21 protein-coding genes are annotated in these 23,849 nt (G+C 37.1%); 14 read left to right on the forward strand and 7 right to left on the reverse strand.

From position 1 onward, the window contains the following. Positions 1-3 precede the first annotated feature (3 nt). Entirely contained in the window at positions 4-1,275 is a 1,272-nt protein-coding gene (gene serS, locus GSB9_02571) for a serine--tRNA ligase (GenBank protein UKM65998.1), read from the forward strand. A gap of 2 nt (positions 1,276-1,277) precedes the next feature. On the opposite strand, the gene GSB9_02572 is transcribed toward serS, so the two are convergent. Both GSB9_02572 and GSB9_02573 read right to left on the reverse strand, forming a co-directional pair. Further along, positions 1,278-1,922 carry a DUF5025 domain-containing protein gene (locus GSB9_02572; protein ID UKM65999.1) on the reverse strand — a complete coding sequence of 215 codons (645 nt, stop codon included), beginning with the start codon at positions 1,920-1,922 and terminating at the stop codon, positions 1,278-1,280. A 182-nt stretch (positions 1,923-2,104) separates the two neighbouring features. Then, the gene (locus GSB9_02573; protein ID UKM66000.1) at positions 2,105-2,347 is read right to left on the reverse strand and encodes a hypothetical protein; all 243 of its coding nucleotides are present in this window, start codon (positions 2,345-2,347) and stop codon (positions 2,105-2,107) included. A gap of 176 nt (positions 2,348-2,523) precedes the next feature. Between GSB9_02573 and GSB9_02574 the strand changes: the two genes are divergently transcribed. The 11 genes from GSB9_02574 (at position 2,524) to GSB9_02584 (ending at position 11,515) form a co-directional block, all read left to right on the forward strand. After that, positions 2,524-4,299, forward strand: coding sequence for a tetratricopeptide repeat protein (locus GSB9_02574; protein UKM66001.1), 1,776 nt, complete (start codon positions 2,524-2,526; stop codon positions 4,297-4,299). A gap of 139 nt (positions 4,300-4,438) precedes the next feature. Continuing rightward, positions 4,439-5,035, forward strand: a complete 597-nt coding sequence (locus GSB9_02575) for a helix-turn-helix domain-containing protein (GenBank protein UKM66002.1) — start codon at positions 4,439-4,441, stop codon at positions 5,033-5,035. 53 nt (positions 5,036-5,088) lie between these two features. Further along, positions 5,089-5,412 carry a DUF4286 family protein gene (locus GSB9_02576; GenBank protein ID UKM66003.1) on the forward strand — a complete coding sequence of 108 codons (324 nt, stop codon included), beginning with the start codon at positions 5,089-5,091 and terminating at the stop codon, positions 5,410-5,412. 155 nt (positions 5,413-5,567) lie between these two features. Continuing rightward, positions 5,568-6,362, forward strand: coding sequence for a 16S rRNA (adenine(1518)-N(6)/adenine(1519)-N(6))-dimethyltransferase RsmA (gene rsmA / locus GSB9_02577; protein ID UKM66004.1), 795 nt, complete (start codon positions 5,568-5,570; stop codon positions 6,360-6,362). A gap of 19 nt (positions 6,363-6,381) precedes the next feature. Beyond that, positions 6,382-7,758 (forward strand): magnesium transporter, encoded by a 1,377-nt coding sequence (mgtE, locus tag GSB9_02578; protein UKM66005.1) that lies wholly within the window; start codon positions 6,382-6,384, stop codon positions 7,756-7,758. Between the two features lie 179 nt (positions 7,759-7,937). Next, positions 7,938-8,918, forward strand: a complete 981-nt coding sequence (locus GSB9_02579; GenBank protein UKM66006.2) for a 2-hydroxyacid dehydrogenase — start codon at positions 7,938-7,940, stop codon at positions 8,916-8,918. Positions 8,919-8,942: 24 nt separating this feature from the next. Continuing rightward, positions 8,943-9,401: a DUF1801 domain-containing protein gene (locus tag GSB9_02580; GenBank protein ID UKM66007.1), complete on the forward strand. Its 459-nt coding sequence runs from the start codon at positions 8,943-8,945 to the stop codon at positions 9,399-9,401. A gap of 17 nt (positions 9,402-9,418) precedes the next feature. After that, positions 9,419-9,790 carry a VOC family protein gene (locus GSB9_02581; GenBank protein ID UKM66008.1) on the forward strand — a complete coding sequence of 124 codons (372 nt, stop codon included), beginning with the start codon at positions 9,419-9,421 and terminating at the stop codon, positions 9,788-9,790. Between the two features lie 17 nt (positions 9,791-9,807). Beyond that, positions 9,808-10,194, forward strand: coding sequence for a VOC family protein (locus GSB9_02582; protein UKM66009.1), 387 nt, complete (start codon positions 9,808-9,810; stop codon positions 10,192-10,194). A gap of 24 nt (positions 10,195-10,218) precedes the next feature. Continuing rightward, entirely contained in the window at positions 10,219-10,983 is a 765-nt protein-coding gene (locus GSB9_02583; protein UKM66010.1) for a sulfite exporter TauE/SafE family protein, read from the forward strand. A 109-nt stretch (positions 10,984-11,092) separates the two neighbouring features. Beyond that, complete coding sequence (locus tag GSB9_02584) at positions 11,093-11,515, forward strand: YtxH domain-containing protein (GenBank protein ID UKM66011.1); 423 nt, start codon at positions 11,093-11,095, stop codon at positions 11,513-11,515. A gap of 71 nt (positions 11,516-11,586) precedes the next feature. On the opposite strand, the gene GSB9_02585 is transcribed toward GSB9_02584, so the two are convergent. Genes GSB9_02585 through GSB9_02587 form a run of 3 tightly spaced genes read right to left on the reverse strand, consistent with a single transcriptional unit; the run spans position 11,587 to position 15,170 of the window. Further along, positions 11,587-13,416 carry a lysophospholipid acyltransferase family protein gene (locus GSB9_02585; GenBank protein UKM66012.1) on the reverse strand — a complete coding sequence of 610 codons (1,830 nt, stop codon included), beginning with the start codon at positions 13,414-13,416 and terminating at the stop codon, positions 11,587-11,589. A gap of 22 nt (positions 13,417-13,438) precedes the next feature. After that, complete coding sequence (locus GSB9_02586; protein ID UKM66013.1) at positions 13,439-14,689, reverse strand: aspartate kinase; 1,251 nt, start codon at positions 14,687-14,689, stop codon at positions 13,439-13,441. Position 14,690: 1 nt separating this feature from the next. Continuing rightward, positions 14,691-15,170, reverse strand: a complete 480-nt coding sequence (locus GSB9_02587; protein ID UKM66014.1) for a GNAT family N-acetyltransferase — start codon at positions 15,168-15,170, stop codon at positions 14,691-14,693. A 116-nt stretch (positions 15,171-15,286) separates the two neighbouring features. On the opposite strand from GSB9_02587, the gene fbp reads away from it, so the two are divergent. Then, positions 15,287-16,297, forward strand: coding sequence for a class 1 fructose-bisphosphatase (fbp, locus tag GSB9_02588; protein UKM66015.1), 1,011 nt, complete (start codon positions 15,287-15,289; stop codon positions 16,295-16,297). Between the two features lie 77 nt (positions 16,298-16,374). On the opposite strand, the gene GSB9_02589 is transcribed toward fbp, so the two are convergent. Both GSB9_02589 and gltB read right to left on the reverse strand, forming a co-directional pair. Continuing rightward, on the reverse strand, positions 16,375-17,838 hold the full coding sequence (locus GSB9_02589) for a glutamate synthase subunit beta (GenBank protein ID UKM66016.1): 1,464 nt from the start codon (positions 17,836-17,838) through the stop codon (positions 16,375-16,377). 4 nt (positions 17,839-17,842) lie between these two features. Further along, on the reverse strand, positions 17,843-22,357 hold the full coding sequence (gene gltB, locus GSB9_02590; protein UKM66017.1) for a glutamate synthase large subunit: 4,515 nt from the start codon (positions 22,355-22,357) through the stop codon (positions 17,843-17,845). 491 nt (positions 22,358-22,848) lie between these two features. Here gltB and GSB9_02591 point away from each other — a divergent pair, with 491 nt between their 5' ends. Continuing rightward, positions 22,849-23,838, forward strand: a complete 990-nt coding sequence (locus tag GSB9_02591; protein ID UKM66018.2) for a porin — start codon at positions 22,849-22,851, stop codon at positions 23,836-23,838. The last annotated feature ends 11 nt before the right edge of the window (positions 23,839-23,849 follow it).

Consider the following 23,849-nt stretch of genomic DNA (forward strand, 5'->3'; position numbering starts at 1 on the left):
TACATGTTACAAGTTGCCTTTATTAGAGAAAACAAAGATTTAATAGTTGAGCGGTTAGCAAAACGAAATATTGACGCTGCCCAAATGATTAACGATGTGCTTACTTTTGATGAGGACAGAAGACGTCTTCAAACCGAACTGGACAATACTTTGGCCGAATCAAATACGCTTTCAAAAGAAATAGGCAACTTATACAAGTCTGGTGAAGTTAATAAGGCCAATGTTTTAAAGGAGAAAACGAGTCAGTTAAAAGAGGCTTCAAAAGAATTAACCGAAGCTTTAAATCAAAAAGCCGAAGCGCTTAATGACTTGTTGTACAAAATACCCAATGTGCCTAATAAAATAGTGCCACAAGGGAGTACCGACCAAGATAATGAAGAGGTATTTAAATCTGGCGAGGTGCCCAAACTTCATAATGGAGCTTTACCGCATTGGGAACTGGCTAAAAAATACGACATCATAGATTTTGAGTTGGGTAATAAAATTACCGGTGCAGGTTTTCCTGTTTACAAAGGAAAAGGTGCCAGGCTACAGCGTGCTCTAATCGCCTATTTTTTAGATAAAAACACTGCTGCTGGTTACACCGAGTACCAGTTGCCACATCTAGTTAATGAAGCTTCTGGTTTTGGTACTGGGCAGTTGCCTGACAAAGAGGGGCAAATGTACCATGTTACGGCAGATAACCTTTACCTAATTCCAACGGCCGAAGTGCCAGGAACCAACATTTTTAGGGATGTAGTTTTAAACGAAAACGATTTACCCATTAGCATAACAGGTTATACGCCATGTTTCCGTCGCGAGGCCGGAAGTTACGGGGCGCACGTTCGCGGCTTAAACCGTTTGCACCAATTTGATAAAGTTGAGATTTTGCGCATAGAGCACCCAAGCAAATCGTACGAAGCATTAGATGGCATGGTAGCTCACGTAAAAACCATTTTAGAAGAACTAAAATTGCCTTACAGAATATTAAGGCTTTGTGGTGGCGATTTAGGTTTTACATCGGCCTTAACTTACGATTTTGAAGTGTTTTCAACGGCACAAGATCGCTGGTTGGAAATTTCTTCAGTTTCAAATTTTGAAACCTTTCAGGCTAACCGATTGAAATTAAGGTTTAAAAACAGTGACGGCAAAAACGAACTGGCCCATACTTTAAATGGTAGTTCGCTTGCCTTGCCGCGTGTATTGGCAGGAATATTGGAAAATTACCAAACCGAAAATGGTATTGAAATTCCTGAAGTATTGCAGGCTTATACTGGTTTTAAGGTTATTGATTAGGTTTAAGGCAATGCAGGCTGCAGCTTAAACTTACCATCGGTAATCGTTATAACATCCGAAGGGTCGTCGTAATTATAAAGCGTAATAGCAAAATTACCTTCAATTTCTTGTGCAACATTAACTAAAACCTCCAACAGGTATTGATTCATTTCAACAGATGAGGTGATTTCAAAATAACTGTTTGTTTGGTCTCCACCATAACTGGTGTAATAAGTATCCTCACCAACGTTTGGGCTATAAGTTGCTCCTACAGCTCCTGTTGTGCCGTTAAGATTATCATTACTTGACGCAATCGTATAACTTTTCACAGGAAATAACGAATTGAATTGTTCTGCTTGGGTTGGGGTTTGTCCGCACAGATAAAGTCGTATAAACTCAAAATTGATTGAAGCTAAGTTTTCGGAAAAGCCAGGGTATACGCCAACTTCATAGTTAATTCCGTAAGAGTCGCCATAAGCACAAATTCCTGAGAGGCTACCTCCAATTATATTGGAATATTTTAGAGAAGAATCATCTAATTTTTGACCAAAAATAAAAGGCTCTCCATCTATTTTTCCAGAAATATAGTATAGGTAATCTGTAGAATCAATGCTGTTTGTTGTTGGTTCAGATTCTCTGTTTATACTACAACTTGTTAAAGTCATCATAGCATAAGCTAAGAGGTGAATTTTTTCATGTTAGAGGTGGTTTGTTTTATAAATTAACACTTTGCATATATATTGATATTATAGGTTAAATCTTACTTTTTTAAATTTTAATTTCGCTATTAATCGATGAAATGCAAAAAACACATGTTAATTAACGATTTTTTTGCTATTCGTTTGTTTTTTTAGAATTTATTTTCCAAGTTCGTTGTTCCAAATCTAATTAACCTACTGATTATGAAAAATGTTAAACGCATTGTTCTATTAATTGCTCTAATTTTTTTCGCAACAAAAGTATTGTCTCCAGATTTTGAACTGTTTAAATCTGAAGTCAAAGCGACAGCTATTGTGAGCAAATAAGGATAAAGTTTTTCTATTTTATATCTTGATGCAATCAAAAAAAGATTGAATTGGTCGTTTTGTGCCATGCACGAAATTTAAGACTGTCCCCAATCGAGTAGTTAATTAACAAGTAGTTAACAGAACATTATTTTTGGTTGGTTTATGCCCGAATTTTATTCGGGCATTTTTTTGCCTTGTCGTAATTCATAAAAAAAACCACGCCCAAACAAAACAAAAAAGGCACATTTACTATCTTTACCAAATGAGGTATCTGCTAATCATATTTTTGTTTGTTTCGGCTAATCTGTTTTCGCAAACTGATTTGGTAGCTAAAGAATACTTTAAAAATGGCGAGTACGAAAAAGCCTTGTTGGAGTATAAAAAGCTGTATTCTAAATCGCCTTTAAACATTAATTTTATTAACCAAATTGTTGCGGTGCATCAAGAACTGGAGCAGTACTCCGAAGCCGAAAAGTTTCTTTTGGATGTTATGGAGCGCCTAGAATATCCTGCGTTTTTAGTGGAATTAGGATACAATTACCAGCTTCAAGATAAAATTGAAAAAGGACAAGAACTATATAAAAAAGCCTTGGCTACTATTGACGATAGAGCCAGTAATGTGTTTTCTGTAGCTAGAAGTTTTAGAAATCATTCACTTTTAAAAGAGGCCGCAACGGCCTACGAAAAGGCAATGGTTTTAAACCCCGATTTTAATTTTAATATACAATTGGCCCAAATTTATGGCGAGCAAGGGATTCTTGAAAAAATGTTTAATAGCTATTTAGATTTTGCTAAATCCAACCCTATTGTTTTAAGTGATGTAAAACGCGCCATAAACGATTTTATTACCGAAGATGGGCAAAACGACAACAATATGCTTTTTCGCAAAATGCTGTTAAAAAAAATGCAGCAACAACCCGATGTGCTTTGGAACGAGCTGTTAAGTTGGCTGTTTATACAACAAAAGGAATTTAACAAAGCGTTCGTGCAAGAAAAGGGCATTTACAACCGAAAACTTGCTGGTTTAGATAGAATTGAAGAATTAGCAGCCATCTGTGTTGATGAAAATGAAACCGAAGTGGCAAAAGCGATTTATAATTACATTGTTGAAACGGCCCAAAACCCAGATACCAAATTAAAGGCCCATTACAGTTTGCTTCAAATTCAAGTTAATGAAAGTACCAAAGCAGAATATCAAGATATCAAGCAAAAGTATTTAGACCTGCTAGAGCGCTTTGGTGATGATGCCGAAATCTTAAACCTGCAAATTTCATACGCACATTTTTTAGCGTTTTATATGAACGAAACCGATGAGGCAACCCAATTTTTAGAACGGGTTTTAAAACAGCCTCTAAACCAGTTGGAAAATGCACAGGTTAAATTAGAGCTTGGCGACATTCTAGTGCTCCAAGAACAATTTAATAAAGCTTTGATCTACTACACGCAAATTCAGCGTAACCTAAAAAACAGTACCATTTCACAACAGGCAAGGTTTAAGGTGGCTAAAGCAAGTTACTACAAAGGCGATTTTAAATGGGCTGAAGCTCAGTTAAAAATCTTAAAGTCGTCAACATCACAACTTATTGCCAATGATGCGTTGGACTTAAAATTGTTGATTACAGATAATAAGTATGAAGACTCGTTACAAACCGCATTAAAACAATATGCAAAAGCCGATTTATTGGCCTTTCAAAACAGAAATGATGATGCCATAGCGTTGCTCAATAAAATTTTAGATGCGCACAAAACAGAGCCAATAATAGCACAGATACTCTATAAACAGGCCCAATTATTTGAATTAAAACGTGAATATGAAAAAGCCAAGGCAAACTATGAAGTGCTAATTGAAAATTACCGCGATGGCATTTTGGTAGACGATGCACTCTTTAATTTAGCGCAACTTTTCGAAAAACAGTTGAACCTACCTGAAAAAGCAAAAACACTATACGAAAACATTGTTTTTAACCATGCCGATAGTATTTATTTTGTAGATGCCAGGAAACGTTTTAGAGCGTTGCGGGGTGATTTTATCAATTAGGCGAGTTTGAAAACTTAAACCCTTGATAAGTATTTAAAATACTGGATTTTGACATTTTTGTCGTAAACATGTCGTGCTTAAGACGCTATCAAAATGCTAAAGCGCTAACTAATTTTACTCAAAAATAAAAACCATAAAAATGAGTGAATCGAATTTAGCAAAGCGCGTAAAAGAATTAAGAAGAAGAAAAGGATTATCTCAGGAAGATTTAGCCGAAAATTCAGGTTTAAGTTTAAGAACAATCCAAAGAATTGAAAATAATGAAACAGTACCAAGAGGCGATACCTTAAAAAAAATGTCGCAAGCCTTAAATTGTACTCATGAAGATATTGTTGATTGGAAAGTTCAAGAGGATAAAGGGTATTTAACATTGATGAGCTTGTCTGCTTTGGGGTTTTTGTTTTTTCCTTTGTTGGGCGTCATCATTCCTTTAACATTGTGGATACTTAAAAAAGAGAGAGTAAAAGGGGTTAATCGACTAGGGAAATCAATTTTAAACTTTCAAATTACTTGGGCACTTTTGTTGTTTTCTTTTTATATCTGTTTTATTACAGGGATGTTAGGTGGTTTTTTGGGAAAACTATTAACATTTATATCTCCAAGTCCCTGGTTAAGTATAATTATAGTTTTAGGAACTCTATATGGGTATAATATTGTTATAACGGTAATTAATACGCTAAGAATCCACAAAGAAAAATCGGTATTCTTTAAGCCGGCATTGCCAATTTTAAGGTAATTTATTTTGATGCTGACAAAGAACTGCGGTAAATTTGCAAAAAACGCTAATTTATGTACATCTACAACGTTACGGTAAATATCGACGAAACCATTCACGATGAGTGGCTAAAATGGATAAAGAAACACATACCACAAGTATTGGGCACGGGGAAGTTTGAAAAAGCCACATTAACGAAAGTGTTGGTTGAAGAAGACATGGGCGGCATAACGTATTCCATTCAATACCGTTCGTATTCGCGTGAAGCTTTGGATGCCTATTACCGCGAAGATGCCGATAGATTGAGAACCGAAGGCCTAAAAAAGTTCGCCGATAAAATGCTGGCCTTTCGTACCGAACTTCAAATAGTTGATGAATACACAGTAAATTTCAAATAGCTTGATTAGGTAACTCGCAAAGTTAGAAACTAGCTTATCTTTCAATTGACTTTGCATTTCTGTTTCTTAGGGAACATTATTTGGTTAGGATATGCACCAGATGCACGTTAGTTAAAGTGCTTTTGTATCTTTGCTGCTGTAAATCGTTATATCCCGTGGCAAACCAATCCAATCAAAATCATGTAAGAGCTAAAAAACATTTAGGTCAGCATTTTTTAACCGACGAATCTGTGGCTCAAAAAATTGCAGACACCCTAAGTTTACAAGGCTATAAAAAAGTTTTGGAAATTGGTCCGGGTATGGGCGTGCTCACTAAATACCTCTTAAAAAAAGAAACCACAACCTATGTTGTAGAAATTGATACTGAATCGGTTGCGTATTTGCAGGCCAATTATTTAAACCTTGCCCCGAGAATTATTGAAAAAGACTTTTTAAAGTACGACTTAAATGAAGTATTTCATGGTGAACCCTTCGCCATAATAGGAAATTTTCCTTATAACATATCAAGTCAAATTGTATTTAAGGCTTTAGAAATGCGAAACCAAATCCCCGAATTCTCGGGTATGTTTCAAAAAGAAGTTGCCCAGCGTATTTGCGAAAAAGAAGGGAGTAAAACATACGGCATTCTTTCGGTTTTGGTTCAGGCATTTTACGATGCCGAATATCTGTTTACGGTGCCGCCCACGGTATTTAGCCCGCCACCAAAGGTCGATTCTGGTGTGTTGCGCTTGGTAAGAAAGCAAAATTACAGCCTTCAGTGCAATGAAACGCTCTTTTTTAAAATTGTAAAACAGGCTTTCCAGCAGCGCAGAAAAACCATCCGTAACAGTTTAAAAACCTTTAATTTATCAGATAATTTAAAAGCAAATAGTATATTTGGCCAACGTCCCGAACAATTGAGTGTTCAACAATTTATTGCACTTACACAACTTATAGAAAACGATATTTAAACCCATAAACTTTTTTCATTTGGCAGAAGAGAAAGAAAACATACAATTTCAGCTTACAGACCAGCTTTTAGAGCAAGTTGAGCTGCTCATCGAAAATCAAGACAATAAAGGATTAAAAAAGCTAATGGATGAATTTCATTATGCCGATATTGCCGAGATTCTGGATGAGTTAGACTTAGATGGTGCCATGTATGTTATCAAGCTTTTAGACTCTGAAACAACTTCCGATATTCTAATGGAATTGGATGAAGATAACAGGGAAAAAGTTTTAAAAAACCTATCGGATAAAGAAATAGCTGATGAGGTTGAAGAGCTCGATACCGATGATGCCGCCGATATCATTGCCGAACTGCCAGAAGAACGCAGGCAAGAAGTAATCTCCCAAATTGAAGATGAGGCACACAAGGCTGAAATTAAAGAGTTGTTGGCTTATGACGAAGATACAGCGGGGGGCTTAATGGCTAAAGAGCTTGTAAAAGTTTACGAAACTTGGACGGTAGCTGGATGTTTACGTCGCATTCGTGGACAAGCAAAAGATGTTACCAGAGTTCACTCTATTTATGTTGTTGATAAACAAGAACGGCTCATTGGGCGCTTATCGCTAAAGGATTTAATAGTCGCAAAAAACGACCAAAAAATTGCCGACATATACATATCAAATGTTGATTACGTTAACGTAAACGAAGATGTTGAAGAAGTAGCCAAAATCATGGCTAAATACGATTTGGAAGCCATTCCCGTTATTCAAAGTGATGACAACAAAGTGCTTTTAGGACGAATCACCATCGATGATATTGTGGATGTTTTAAAAGAAGAAGCCGACAGAGATTACCAAATGGCAGCAGGTATTACTGGCGATGTTGAGGCCGATGATAGTATTCTGCAACTTACCAAAGCGCGTTTGCCTTGGCTGTTTTTAGGGCTAGTTGGTGGTGTAGGGGCATTTTTAATCATGGAAGGCTTTCAGGAAGCGTTTAGTAAATATGCCGTATTGTTCTTTTTTACACCATTAATTGCGGCTATGGCCGGAAACGTTGGGGTGCAGTCTAGTGCCATTATTGTTCAGGGTTTGGCCAATGACGATGTTAAGGGAAGTGTAAACAGCAGGCTGATAAAAGAAATGTTGCTCGCTGCATTAAATGGGTTTATACTAGCCTTATTTCTTTTCTTTTTTGTTTGGGCTACAAAAGGCGAAATGAATACAGCATTCGCTATTTCAGTTTCACTAGTTGCGGTTATTATTGTAGCTGGCCTTATAGGTACATTTGTGCCACTTTTTCTAGATAAACGCGGTATAGATCCAGCTATTGCAACAGGGCCTTTTATAACCACTAGCAACGATATTTTTGGAATTTTAATTTACTTCTGGATTGCAAAAATGATTCTCGGTATTTAAAAGGGTTTACCCGTCCTTAAAAGAATCTTTATCTTTTTTTAATTTCTTTTTGGTTTAATTTCTTTTTGGTTTAATTTCAACGGGTTAAGTGTGAAATGTTTTGTCGTACTAAAACTTAAATGCGTTCCATTTGTTTGAGTTTTACATTATATCTACATTTGACTAATACAAGATTCATTATGAAAATTCTTCATCTCGATACCAACCACCAGTTACTTATCGACCAATTAAACGAATTAAACTTTAAAAACGACGAAGATTATACATCTACTAAGGCAGAAGTAGAAGCTAAAATTGAAGATTATGAAGGCATAGTTTTGAGAAGCCGTTTTGCTATAGACAAACAATTTCTAGATGCTGCTAAGAACCTGAAATTTATAGGAAGGGTTGGGGCTGGCCTCGAAAACATCGATTGCGAATATGCCGAGCAAAAAGACGTATTCTTAATCTCTGCGCCAGAAGGTAATCGAAATGCAGTAGGTGAACATGCTTTGGGAATGGTTTTGTCGTTGTTTAATAAATTAAACAAGGCTGATAACGAAGTACGGCAAGGTCAATGGTTGCGCGAAGACAATCGAGGTATAGAACTCGATGGACGAACAGTAGGTATTATAGGTTATGGTTATATGGGTAAGGCTTTTGCTAAAAAATTGCGTGGCTTTGATGTAGAAGTAGTATGCTACGATATTAAAGATAATGTTGGCGATGCCAATGCCAAGCAAGTTGGTTTAAAGGAGTTTCAAGAAAAAGCAGATGTAGTGAGCTTACATACGCCACAAACACCGCTAACGCTAAACATGGTAGATGCTAATTTTATCAATCAGTTTAAAAAACCATTTTGGTTTATTAATACGGCAAGAGGTAAAAGTGTTGTTACTAAAGATCTGGTTGCTGCGTTGCAATCTGGTAAAATTTTGGGTGCCGGACTCGATGTTTTGGAATACGAAAAAGATTCGTTTGAAAACCTGTTTAAGGCAGCCGATTCTTCAAGTACAGTTGAAAAGGGTTTGTTAAGGGAAGTTGAAGCTACTGAACCTTTTCAATATTTAATAAATGCCCAAAATGTGTTGCTCTCTCCGCATGTGGCAGGCTGGACAGTTGAAAGCAAAGAAAAACTGGCGCAAATAATAGTCAATAAAATAAAAGCGAAATTTTGTTAACTTTAGATTTATAAAGTTGACAGCATGCAGTATAAAGCCAGCTCGCCCGAAGACTACATAAGCCAAGTTCCAAAAGAACACCAAAGTGCTCTAAAAAAGCTACGGCAAGTTATCAATGCCCATTTGCCAAAAGGTTTTGAGGAAGGCATACAGTACGGTATGATTGGGTTTTATGTGCCGCATTCGGTTTATCCCGATGGATACCATTGCAATCCAAAAGCACCCTTGCCTTTTATGAGTTTTGCTTCCCAAAAAAACTCAATAAACCTATACCATAATGGTATTTATGCAATACCAGAAATTCACGATTGGTTTGTAGACGAATATCCAAAACGCTGCACAGGAAAATTGGATATGGGCAAAAGTTGTATCCGTTTTAAAAAAGTAGACCACATTCCCTATGACTTAATTGCCGAACTATGTACAAAACTTTCAGCGGATGAATGGATTGCCGTTTACGAGGCTAACATCAAGAAGAAATAACCAAAACCACAAATATTATGAAACTAGGAGCATTTTCAATAAGCTTGAGCGTAAAAGACATAAAGGCTTCAAAAAAATTCTACGAAACTTTGGGTTTTGAAAAGTTTGCGGGCGATTTAGAGCAAAATCACCTTATCATGAAAAACGGTAATGCCCTTATTGGACTTTTTCAGGGCATGTTCGAACAGAATATTATAACGTTTAACCCGGGCTGGGATGAAAGTGCGAATACAGTTGAGCCGTTTGATGATGTTAGGGCGATTCAGAAACATTTAAAGAACAATAATCTTAAATTAGAAAGAGAGGCAGACGAAAGTACAACTGGCCCAGCGAGTACTGTTTTATTCGACCCAGATGGAAATGTTATTTTAATTGATCAACACGTATAATTTCCAACTATTAAATTATGAAAAAACGCGTAACAGGTATTGGTGGATTGTTTTTTAAAACAAGCAATCCAGAAGCGACTAAAGCATGGTACAAAAAGCATTTAGGCTTTAATACAGACGATTATGGTTGTACCTTTTGGTGGAAGGATAAACAAGGCAACGATTGCTCAACACAATGGAGTGTTTTTCCTGAGGATACCAAATATTACGAGCCTTCGACAAAAGACTTTATGGTTAATTACCGCGTTGAAAACCTCAAAGCATTGTTAAAAACATTAAGAGAAGAAGGCGTAACCATTGTTGGCGAAATCGAAGAATACGAGTATGGTAAATTTGGCTGGATTTTAGATAGAGATGGCAATAAAATAGAGCTTTGGGAACCAGTTGACCAAGCTTTTTTGTAATTTCGTTTTTCAAAAATACAGCTATTGTCTTATTTAGAAACCCTTCAATCTTTTCAGTTAACGGCATGGCAATGGGCAGCCATTGGTTTTGCGGTTTTTTTATTAGGCCTATCCAAATCGGGTATTAAAGGAATTGGAATCATCATAGTAGTTATTTTGGCTTTTGTATTTGGCGAAAAAGCTTCAACAGGGGTTTTGTTGCCCATGCTTATAGCGGCCGATATTTTTGCGGTAACCTATTATTTTCGTCATGTAAAGTGGGATATTATCAAAAAGCTTATTCCATGGATGATCGTTGGGGTTTTGGTTGGCGTTTGGGTAGGTAACGATGTGTCTGAACTTCTGTTTAAAAGAATGATGGCAGTAATTATTATTGTTTCTGTACTCATCATGATTTATACCGAAAGACGAGCGTCACCCAAAGTGCCAGAAAGTAAGTGGTTTGGTATTGTTATGGGGTTTTTGGCTGGTTTTACCACCATGATAGGTAACTTAGCAGGACCTATTTCTAATATCTATTTTTTAGCCATGCGCTTTCCTAAAAATGAATTTATTGGTACGGCAGCTTGGTTGTTTTTTATTATCAATGTGTTTAAACTGCCTTTTCATATTTTGGTATGGAAAACTGTAACCCCAGAAACACTAGTGCTTAATTCTGTTCTTATTCCTACTGTTATTGTTGGTTTTTTCTTAGGAGCGAGAATAGTAAGGCTTATTTCTAACCTTAATTACAGGCGGTTTGTTTTAATTGTTACTGCACTAGGAGGATTAATTATGTTGTTCAGGTAAAAGTCGATTGCTGAAGTTGATGCGGTAAAGAATTGGTAGTAGCTTTCTGAAAAATCAATTAATATTTTTACTACCTTTATAATCAGTTTACTAACCAAAAAATAAAAATATGTCTGACGAAAAAAAATTAAACGATGACCTGAACGAGGCATTGGACGATGCCAAAAAAGGAGCTAAAAAGGCAGCAGACGGTGCTAAAGAAGCAGCATCTGATTTTGCTGATGATGCCCAAAAGGTGTTAAGTGATGGTAAAAATGTAGCCATTATTGCCCATATTACCCTAATAGGTTGGGTTATTGCTTTGGTTATGAATAATAACGATAAAACCGAGTTGGGCTCTTTTTATATTAGGCAAATGCTCGGATTGCTAATACTTGGTTTGGTGTTTATGTTTATCCCGGTAATTGGCTGGATTTTAAACCTGTTGATTTTAGTACTATGGATTATGAGTTTAATCGGTGCATTAGGCGGTGAAAAAAAACCAACACCAGTACTGGGCGAACAGTTCCAGAATTGGTTTAGTGCGTTGTAATAAAACAAATATTTAAAAAAAGCCAAAAAGTAAAATTTTTGGCTTTTTATTTATGTTATACCTGTTAAAAGCTAATTATTATTTTCACCATTAAACTTACGCTCCAGTTCCGCTTGGAATTCTTCCATAACGGGGCGTACGGTGCTTTCCGGCAAGTCGGCAATTTTAATATACATGAGTCCATCAACCGAGTTGTTGAACAGTGGGTCTACATTAAAAGCCACCAATTTGGCATTTTGTTTAATGTACTTTTTAAGTAGTACGGGCAGGCGTAATGCGCCAGGTTCTACTTCGTCAATAATACGATCGAATTTATTTAAATCGGCTTCGGTTTCATCAAAAACAAAATCTTTATCGGCATCTTTCAATTTTACCTTAAATTCCTTTTTCGGGCGAACGTACTGCGCTATGTAAGGATCGTAGTAATGTGATTTCATGAACTCAATCATCAACGATTTTGAGAAGTTTGAAAACTGATTGCTTATGCTCACGCCACCAATTAAATAGTTGTGTTCGGGATAGCGTAGGGTAGTGTGCACAATGCCTTTCCAAAGTAAAAATAAGGGCATCGGTTTTTGTTGATACGCTTTTATGATGAAAGCACGCCCCATTTCAATAGACTCGCTCATCATTTTATAAAGTTCGGGATCGAACCTAAACAGGTCTTGTAGATAAAAGCCGTTTATGCCAAAGCGATCAAAAATTTGCGAACCCAAGCCCATACGGTAGGCGCCCACCATAACTTGCTTATCGTTGTCCCACAAAAACATGTGGTGATAATATTCGTCGAAATTGTCTAAATCAATCGCTTCGTTGGTGCCTTCGCCTACTTCCCTAAAGGTAATTTCACGCAGTCTGCCAATCTCACGGAGTATGTTGGGTACTTTTTGTGCCTCGGCCAAAAATACTTCGTAGTTTTTACTCTCCAATAGTCGCGAGCCATCTGCCCTTAGGGCATCGACTTCGCTGGCCATTAGTGCGGCATCAACGGGAGTAACTATATTTTTGGGCGCTTTTGAAGCTTTTAAAGACGATGAAAAACTATCTAATATTTTCGATTTATGCTCGAACGCATTGGAGAGCATGTATGTTTTTCGCCTTAAAAATTCGGAGAATTCCTTAAAATCGGTGTGGTATTTTTGGTCTTCAACAGAAATGGGTCTTCCTATACGTACTTTAATGGTACGCCGTTTTTGGGTAAGCAGTTCAGATGGGAGTTTAGCCGTTCTGAACGTGTCGCTAATTTTTGATAACTTATAGAATAATTTACTGTTTTTGGCGTGAAAATAAATAGGGACGACAGGGACTTCAGCTTTTTTTATCAATTTTATGGCAGCTTCTTCCCAAGGGCGGTCAACTACTAATTTCCCATCGCGATAGGTTGAAACTTCACCGGCGGGGAAAATGCCCAATGGGTGCCCCTCGCGTAAATGAAGAATGGAATTTTTAAATCCGGCAATACTTGATCTTGCATCTTTTCGGTCTTCAAAAGGGTTTACGGGCATTATAAAAGGCTTTAAAGGCTCGATGCGGTGCAGTAAAAAATTGGCTATAATTTTAAAGTCTTGTCGTTGCTCAAGCATGAGCTTTAAGAGCAAAATGCCATCAATACCACCCAGCGGATGGTTTGATATGGTTAAATAGGCCCCATCTTTCGGTAGTCGTTTTAGGTCTTCTTCAGGGATTTCAAATTTTATTTTAAAGTCGTCTAAAATAGCATTTAAAAACGCCAAGTCGTTGAGGTGCCTGTTACGTTTATAAATTTTGTTGAGTGTAGATATTTTTAGGAGCTTCATCAGTAACCATCCTATAAATGTACCAATAAAACCATACTTGTTCAATTGTATAACTTTAGCCACTTCTTTGGCAGATACTAACCCTATTTGTTCTGGTTTGCCCATGGGTGTAAATGTACTAAATAGTTTATTTAGTTACTATTTGAATGGTTTCTTGTGTTAACTGTTTTAATAACAAGGTTTTTCCGTTTTCAATTTGATTTATCGCAGCCTGGTTGTAATGTCTAATTGTGAAAAGGGAAACATTTTCGTGACAAGTTACTTTAAATTTTGCTTTTAGTTGTTGCAAAAGGGGAGCTAAATTATTGTAAATGTTATCGAAACACACTGAAAAGCTAATGGCTGAGTTTTGAATAACGTCCACTTTCATTTTATGTTGGTGCAATAGGGCAAAAATTTCACTAATGTTCTCTTCGACGATAAAGGAAAAATCTAATGAAGCGAGCGAAATCAATACTTGGTTTTTTTTAACGATAAAACAGGGCGTATCAGGTTGTAAGGTTACATTTTTTCCAATTTGGGTTCCTGGATTATCAGGGTTTAAAAATGATTTTACGAAAAGCGGAATTTCTTTGCGCTGTAACGGTTGTATGGTTTTTGGGTGAATTACGGATGCGCCGTAAAAAGCTAGTTCTATCGCTTCGCGGTAAGAAATATGGTTGAGTAATTGCGCGTTTTCAAAATAACGCGGATTGGCATTGAGCACACCGGGAACATCTTTCCAAATGGTAACGATTTTCGCGTTAAGGCAATATGCAAGTATAGCAGCCGTATAGTCGCTGCCTTCGCGCCCCAGAGTTGTTGTGAAATTATTGGCATCACTACCCAAAAAACCTTGAGTGATTGTTAGTGTAGCCTTGTTTAATTTTGAGTTGGTTAGCTTTTGTGTAGCATTCCAATCGACATGGGCTTGCCTGTAAAAATTATCGGTTTTTATCAGTTCTCGTACATCGATCCAATTATTGTTTATCCCAATATTTTTTAAGTGCTCGCTAATTATTGTTGTTGAAACCAATTCGCCGTAGCCAACAACTTGATCATAAACAAAGTTGTAATCTGGCGACCGGTTTACATTTAATAGAGCAGACAATTCGTCGAAAAGGGCGGCCACTTTTTTAAACACAGCATGATTTTCATCATCAAATAAATCGAAAAGGATGTGGTTGTGGAATTTTTTTACTTCCTGTAGCGCGCTTTGCAGCTCGGTTTTGTTTTCAAAATAATTTTTAACAACATGTTCTAGTGCATTGGTGGTTTTACCCATGGCCGACACCACAACAACCGTATTTTTATACCCAAATTTATGTAAAATGGCGCCTAGGTTTTTTACGCCCTCTGAATCTTTTACTGAAGCGCCACCAAACTTAAATACTTGCATGTTAAATTTTTGAAATGTAATTTTTTATGCCTTCTTCATTTAATTGTACCACATCCCAATCGCGCATAACTTTAGCACCTTTTTTTTCATAAAAAGCGATGGCAGGCTCATTCCAGTCTAATACTTCCCAGTTAATGCGTTTAACACCTTTACTGTGGCCGTATTTAACAACTTCATCCAGTAGTGCTGTTCCAATGCCACTGCCCCGCATAGATTTGCTCACAATCAAATCCTCTAAATGTATAGCACGGCCTTTCCAGGTGGAGTAACGCTCGTAAATTAAAGCGATACCTTCAATTTTAGAGTTTACCTCGGCAACAAAGCAAATAAAGGCTGGGTTTTCGCCAAAACCGTCGTGTTCAAGGTCTTCAATGGTAATTTCAACGGCGTTGGGTTCATTTTCAAAAATGGCTAGTTCATTGATTAATTCTAAAACCTGTTGCATATCGTTTTTTACAGATTTTCTAATGGTAAAGGTCATAATTCTTAAAAATTACTTCAAATATAGCTTAAAGTTAAATAATTATAGAATAGGTTATAAAAACCTTATTAAATATTAAAAAAAACTGTTATTTTGTACTACAAAACAATACCACTATGGCACATAAAAAACAAACATTAGGCGAATTTATTATTGAAAACCAAGCTTCTTTTAAATATTCTTCGGGAGAGTTGTCTAGTTTACTCAATTCTATTCGTTTGGCTGCAAAAGTAGTAAATCACGAAGTGAATAAAGCGGGTCTCGTTGATATTATTGGTGCGGTTGGAGAAACTAATATTCAAGGTGAAGACCAGCAAAAACTTGATGTTTATGCGAATACTAAATTTATTCAAACGCTGACCAAAAGAAATATCGTTTGTGGTATTGCAAGTGAGGAAGAAGATGATTTTATCACAGTTAATAGTCAAGATGAAAACCATGGTAATAAATATGTGGTTTTGATAGATCCGTTAGATGGGTCCTCAAACATAGATGTTAATGTGTCGGTAGGCACCATTTTTTCAATTTATCGGCGTATCACACCTATTGGAACACCGGTAACACTCGATGATTTTTTACAAAAGGGAAGTCAACAGGTAGCTGCGGGTTATGTTGTTTATGGAACCTCCACTATGCTAGTGTATACTACGGGAGCTGGCGTAAACGGATTTACGTTAAACCCTGCCATTGGTTCGTTCTATTTGTCGCACCCCGATATGAAATTTCCAGAAGACGGTAAAATATATTCTGTAAACGAGGGTAACTATATTGATTTTCCTCAAGGTATAAAAGACTATATTAAGTATTGTCAAAAAGAAGAAGGCGATAGGCCTTATACTTCAAGGTATATTGGTTCTTTGGTTTCAGATTTTCACAGAAATATGATTAAGGGCGGTATTTATTTATATCCACAAAGCTCTAAAAACCCTAAAGGTAAATTACGATTGCTTTACGAATGTAATCCTATGGCATTTTTGGCTGAACAGGCGAATGGTAAGGCTAGTGATGGTGTAAATAGAATAATGGAGATACAGCCTACTGAATTGCATGAACGCGCTCCTTTTATTTGCGGAAGTAAAAATATGGTAGAGAAAGCTGAGGAGTTTTTTCAGAAAGCACAAGAATAAACTTGAATAGTTATCAATCATAAAAAAATGCGAACCATTTGGTTCGCATTTTTTATTTTCATGATGTAATTATACTTTTATAGAGCAACCAAATCACCAGACATATCTTTAGTTGGTAAATCTGATTTACCCATCAAGAAAATATCGACTTGGCGTGCCGCTTCACGACCTTCAGAAATGGCCCAAACAATTAATGATTGTCCGCGACGCATATCACCTGCAGTGAAAATATTAGGAATGTTGGTTTGGTACTTTCCGTATTCTGCTTTGTAGTTTGAGCGTGCATCACGCTCAATACCTAACTTATCGGCTAATGTGCTCTCTGGGCCTGTAAATCCGAGTGCTAATAAAGCTAAATCGCAAGGCCAAGTTTTTTCGGTTCCTTCAATTTCAATTAATTGAGGACGCTCGCCAGGAACCATTTTCCACTCAACGTTAACCGTTTTTAAAGCCGTAAGCTTATTGTTTTCGTCGGTGATAAATTCTTTGGTATTGATTAACCAGTTACGCTCAACACCTTCTTCGTGAGAAGAAGATGTTTTAAGCTGCAACGGCCAAAATGGCCAAGGCGTTTTTGGGGAACGATGCCCGGGTGGTTTTGGCATAATTTCAAAATTAACCACCGATTTTGCACCATGACGGTTTGAAGTTCCAACACAGTCTGAACCTGTATCACCACCACCAATAACGATTACGTTTTTATCGGTAGCCATAACTTGGTTTTCTACTTTTTTACCAAAAAGAACTTTGGTTTGCTGTGTTAAGAAATCCATAGCCTGTACAACACCATCGGCATCAATTCCTGGTGTAGGTAGGCTACGTCTTTCGGTAGCACCGCCACAAAGTACTACGGCATCAAAATCTTTTAATTGATCAACATCATAATTAACACCAACGTTTACATTAGTTTTAAAGATGATGCCTTCTGCTTTTAAAATATCCAATCGACGCTCAATCACTTCTTTTTCCATTTTAAAGTTAGGAATGCCATAGCGTAATAATCCACCAATTTCGTCATCCCTTTCAAAAACAGTTACAGTGTGTCCTGCGCGGTTTAACTGTTGTGCTGCAGCCAATCCAGCAGGCCCAGATCCAACAACAGCAATGGTTTTGCCTGTTCTGGTTTTAGGAGGTTGAGGTTTTATCCAACCTTCTGCGAATGCTCTTTCTACAATCTGTTTTTCTATGTTTTCGATGGCTACAGGATCTTCAATAATGCCCAATACGCACGATTTTTCGCATGGCGCTGGGCATAGTCTTCCTGTAAATTCAGGGAAGTTGTTGGTGGCATGTAATAACCAAGAAGCTTTTTGCCACTCACCTTGGTATACCATGTGGTTGAAATCGGGTATTAAATTACCCAGTGGGCAACCACTATGGCAAAATGGTATGCCGCAATCCATGCAGCGCGCACCTTGGGTGGTCATTTCTTCCTCGGTTAGAGGCTCCGTAAATTCTTTATAATGTTTTACCCTGTCTTTTACAGGATTATATTTTTCGTCTTGTCTGTCAAATTCTTTAAATCCAGTTACTTTTCCCATAACACTATGCTGTTGTTAATTCTTCTACCATTTCTTCTTCTGTCTCTAAACGTTTCAATGCACGTTTGTATTCTGTTGGCATTACTTTTACAAAATTGCTTAAGCTTGTGTCCCAATCTTCTAATAAAGACTTTCCTAGACGACTATCTGTGTACAATACATGTTTATCTATGAGTCCTTTTAATTCTGCAGCATCTTCAGCAGAAATGTCTTCAAACTCTATACTTTCTGTATTACACAAGCCGTTAACAAACTTGTTTTCGGGGTCGTAAACATAAGCAATACCACCACTCATACCAGCAGCAAAGTTTCTGCCTGTTTTGCCAAGAACTACAACTCTACCTCCCGTCATGTATTCACAACAGTGATCACCAACGCCTTCAACTACAGCATGAGCCCCCGAGTTTCTTACTGCAAAACGTTCGCCAGCAATTCCGTTTATATAAGCTTGACCTTCAACAGCGCCAAACAGACAAACATTACCAACGATGATGTTATTGGCAGCGATAAAATCGGCTTCGGCAGGTTTTCTAACAATAAGTTTCGCTCCAGATAAACCTTTACCAAGATAATCGTTAGTATTTCCGTCTATGGTAAATGTTAAACCATGGGCTCCAAAGGCTCCAAAACTTTGTCCTGCAGAACCTGTAAAATTAATGTTCAGCGTGTCTTCAGGTAAACCAAGGTGACCATATATTTTAGATATTTCGTTACTTACTATGGCACCTACCGTACGGTTTATATTTTTAATAGGATACGACAGGTTTGTTTGCTCTTTTCTGTAGAGCGCTCTGTGAGAATCCTTTAAAATAGTAAAGTCAAGAACATTTTCAAGGTTGTGGTCTTGTGGTTCTGTATTTCTAACAGGCAATTGGCTGTAGGCTCTAGGTCTGTGTAAAATGCTTGACAAGTCTAAGCCTTTGGCTTTATAATGCTTAATGGCTTTGTTGGCGTTAATTTTGTGTGTTTGACCAACCATTTCAGCTAAAGTTCTAAAACCTAACTGCGCCATAATACCTCTCAATTCTTCTGCGATGTAATAGAAGAAATTAATAACGTGTTCTGGTGTGCCTTTAAAGTTTTTACGAAGCTCTTTATCTTGTGTAGCAATTCCAACAGGGCATGTATTAAGGTGGCATTTACGCATCATAATACAACCTGAAGCTACTAGCGGAGCAGTTGCAAATCCGAACTCTTCGGCTCCAAGCAGTGCGGCGATAGCTACGTCGCGTCCGGTTTTTAATTGACCATCACATTCTACAACAATTCGGCTTCTTAAATTATTTAAAACCAAAGTTTGCTGAGCTTCTGATAAACCAAGTTCCCATGGTAAACCAGCGTGTTTTAATGACGTTAAAGGCGATGCTCCTGTACCACCATCATAACCAGAAATTAAAACCACATCGGCTTTAGCCTTAGATACACCGGCAGCAATAGTTCCAACACCAACCTCTGAAACCAGTTTTACGTTAACGCGGGCATCACGGTTAGCATTTTTTAAATCGAAAATTAATTGTGCTAAATCCTCAATTGAATAAATATCGTGATGTGGTGGCGGTGAAATCAAACCAACAAATGGTGTCGAGTTACGAGCAGCGGCAATCCATGGTAATACTTTTTCTCCAGGTAACTGACCTCCTTCACCGGGTTTTGCACCCTGAGCCATTTTAATTTGTATTTCTTTGGCATTAGTCAAGTAGTGAGATGTTACACCAAAGCGACCCGATGCTACTTGTTTAATGGCAGAGTTTCGACTATCTCCGTTAACGTCTTTTTGGAAACGTTTTCTGTCTTCACCACCTTCTCCAGAATTGGACTTTCCACCAATACGGTTCATGGCTATGGCTAAGTTTTCGTGTGCTTCTCTAGAGATAGACCCGTAAGACATCGCGCCCGTTTTAAAACGTTTTACAATTTCGGTCCAAGGTTCTACTTCTTCAATAGGAATAGGGTCAAGGTTGTCAAACTCAAATAAGCCACGAATGGTCATTAAGTTTTCCGATTGTTCGTTTATAGCTTTTGAATAAACATCGTAGCTAGCTTGGTCGCTTAAACGAACAGCTTGTTGCAATTTGGCAACCGTTGTTGGATTAAACAAGTGGCGCTCGCCATTACGTCTCCAACGGTAATCGCCACCAATATTCAAGCCTAAACGCTTATCGATTAAATTATCTGGATACGCCAGTTTATAGCGTTCGTTAATTTCTTTTTCAATTTCATAAAGACCAATACCTTCAATTCTTGAAGCAGTATACGGGAAATATTTCTCAACAAAAGCTGAGTTGAAACCAACAATTTCGAAAATTTGAGAGCCTCTGTACGAATGTAGTGTAGAGATTCCAATTTTGTTCATGATTTTTAGCAGGCCTTTACCAATAGCTTTATTGAAGTTTTCGACAGCTTGGTCTTCATCCATATTTTCAATAAACCCTTCTTTTACCTGCATTCTGATGATTTCGTTCACCATATAAGGGTTGATGGCACTAGCGCCGTAACCAAATAGGGTAGCGAAGTGATGCGGTTCGCGAGGTTCGGCAGATTCAATGATAATATCGAAGTACGAGCGCTTGCGTAAACGGTTCATTTGGTGGTTTACGTAAGAACATGCCAATAATGATGGTATTGGAGCATAATCTTTGTTTACACCTCGGTCTGAAAGTATGATTATGTTTGTGCCTCTTTCTAAAGCTTTTGTGATTTGTACAATAATATCTTCAAGAGCATCTTCAAGTCCATTAAGGCCTTGAGCTTTAGGATAGAGGATGTGTATTGTTTCAGCTTTAAAACTGTCAATAGAGATGGTTCTTATTTTTTCTAAATCGGCATTAGAAATAACAGGGTTTTGAATTCTTAATTTTCTACACTGTCTTTCTGTAATGCTAAATATGTTTCTGTCTTTACCTAAGTTAAGGCTGATATCGGTAACAATTTCTTCACGGATACCATCCAACGGCGGGTTGGTAACTTGGGCAAATAATTGTTTAAAGTAATTTGAAATAAGTTGTGGCCTGTCTGATAAAACGGCCAAAGGTGTATCAATACCCATTGAGCCTAAAGCTTCCTTGCCGGCAATGGCCATTGGGGTTATTACCTCTTGGATATCCTCAAAAGTGTAGTTGAACAAACGTTGCCTCGTTTTAATATCGATGGTTTCGATTGGGCAAGTTTCGTTGGTGTAAGGTACATCTCTTAAGTGTAAACGTGTTTTGTCTAACCATTCTTTGTATGGTCTTTCAGAAACTATTTTGGTTTTAATTTCTTCGTCCTCAATAATGCGGCCTTCGTTCATATCTACCAAGAACATTTTTCCTGGCTCCAATCTACCGTGGCTCTTTATATCGGAAGGATCGATGTTCACTACCCCAATTTCAGAAGACATGATTAGTTTGCCACTTTTGGTAACGGTATATCGAGAAGGACGTAAACCATTTCTATCTAACAAAGCACCAATATAATCACCATCTGTAAAAGGTACAGAGGCAGGGCCGTCCCATGGTTCCATGATGCAAGCATTATACTCGTAAAACGCCTTTTTATCGTCGCTCATCGTTTTGTGTTTTTCCCAGGCTTCTGGAATCATCATCATCATGATTTCAGGCAAAGAACGTCCGGTGTGAGTTAGTAGCTCCACAACCATATCCATCGATGCTGAATCTGATTTTCCAGGTAATATGATAGGGAACAATTTTTCAATTTGCGGACCAAAAACATCACTTTTCATGATTTCTTCGCGCACACGCATTCTGCTTACGTTACCACGAAGGGTGTTTATTTCACCGTTTTGGCACATAAAGCGGAATGGTTGGGCCAACTCCCATGTTGGCATGGTGTTGGTAGAGAAACGTTGGTGTACCAATGCTAAACGGGTAACCAAATCTATTTGTTGTAAATCGGTATAATAAGGACCAATATCTTCTGGCATGATTATACCTTTATAAATAAGGGTAGTTGTTGATAAACTAGGAATGTAAAAATATGAGCTTTCAGATATTTTTGATTTTAATATCTCATGCTCTGTTATTTTTCGTGCGGCATATAGTTTTGCCTTAAATGTAGCCTCGTCAATATCTTCTGTTTTACCTATAAAGATTTGTTCGATATTTGGTTCTGAAGTTTTTGCTATTTCACCTAGTTGGCTAGAGTCTACAGGTACTTGTCTCCATCCTAAAACAGCTAGTCCTTGAGCCTTTACTTCTCTTTCAAAAGTGTTTTTACAAAAGGTGTATTGGTTCTTGTTTTTTGGTAAGAATACCATACCTACGGCATATTCTCTTTGCTCGGGTATTTCAAAATCACAAACACGTTTAAAATAGTCGTGAGGGATATCAATAAGTAAACCAGCCCCATCACCGGTTTTTCCATCGGCACTTACACCACCTCGGTGTTCTAATTTTACCAGGATCTCTAAGGCATCGTGAATGATTTGATTTGTTTTCTCTCCTTTGAGATTACAAATAAAACCAGCCCCACAGTTTGCGTGTTCGTATTCTGGTAAATAAAGTCCTTGTTTCGTCAGCATAATCAACAATTATTGGTTTTAAAACTTGAGTTGAAATGTAAAGATATGGACAACTTTTTGAACTACAATAAAGTGTATTTCATTATTTCGATTTTAGAGGCTAACTCGATGTGAAAATAATTATATATCAATATTACACCGCTTTTTTAATAAATATTCAAACAGTTATTTCTTCACTATAAATACAGATATGCTAAATAAAGTTCATTAAATATTAAATAAATCAAAAAAACGGCCAAAAAAAATCGAAAATACTGACAATAATTCAAATGTGGTCTTTGTGGAAAAATTAAAAAATCATAAAATTTAGATTATACCCTTAAAAAAATAGGGTATAAATTAGAATATTGATAAAAATGAATTAATCACCCCTATTTTTTATGGGGGTTAAAAGTTTTTGATATAGTTTTGACTCGTTCTTAAGGAAAAATTAACAAAAAGAATTAATAACTTAAATGAAAACAATTATGAAAAAATTTATTACACTTTCAATGTTCTTTGTAGCAAGTTGTCTATTTGCCCAAGAGGAAGCTAGCAAGCTTACTATTAGTGGTAGTGTTGATGCTTACTATCAAACGTATTTAACGGCTCCAGATAATGTGGGTGCAACTTTCGGTACTGCATTTGCCGGTAAATCTGGTTTTGCTTTAGGTATGGGTAACATCATTGCAAGCTACGAAGGCGAAAAAGTAGGTGCAGTTCTTGATTTAGTTACTGGACCAAGAGGTGCTGGAGCTACTTTTAATACTGATATTGTTGATGGTATTGTGAATCAAGCGTATGTTTACTGGAATGTATCTGAAGGTACTACATTAACATTTGGTAGATGGAATACTTTTTTAGGTTATGAGGTTATTGCTCCTGCAGCAAACTTTAACTACAGCTGCTCTTATTTATTTTCTAGTGGACCTTTTTCTCATATGGGTTTAAAAGCAGACTTTGCTTTATCTGAAGATGTAAGCTTAATGTTAGCTGTTACCAATCCATGGGATACTAATGATGTTTCTATGACTGGTGAGTATGCACTAGGTGCTCAATTAGGGGCTTACGGACAATACCTTAATTTATATTACGATAGCGGAAACAATGGTGGTTTAGGTTTTGAAATCGATTATACAGGTGGTTTTGATTTGTCAGATGCTTTCTTCTTAGGTATTAATGCAGCTTACAATGATAATGATGGTTCTGGTTTTTATGGGGCGGCACTTTATCCGCAAGTAGCTACTTCTGATAGCTTTTCAATAGGGTTAAGAGGTGAATATTTTGCTATCCATGGAGATGGAGATGATTTACCATCTGTTTTTGCTACAACTTTAACAGGGAGCTATACTGTAGACAACTTGATTATTAAACCAGAAATTAGATTAGATGCTTTAACTAATCAAGACGATGGTCAATTTTACGGAAACTTTGTTGACAGCGATGGAGTTGGTACCGATAGTTTAGCTGCATTTACTTTAGCTGCCATAGTAACATTCTAAGGAATGAGCAA

The organism is Flavobacteriaceae bacterium GSB9 (assembly GCA_022749295.1).
Lineage (GTDB): Bacteria > Bacteroidota > Bacteroidia > Flavobacteriales > Flavobacteriaceae > Flavisericum.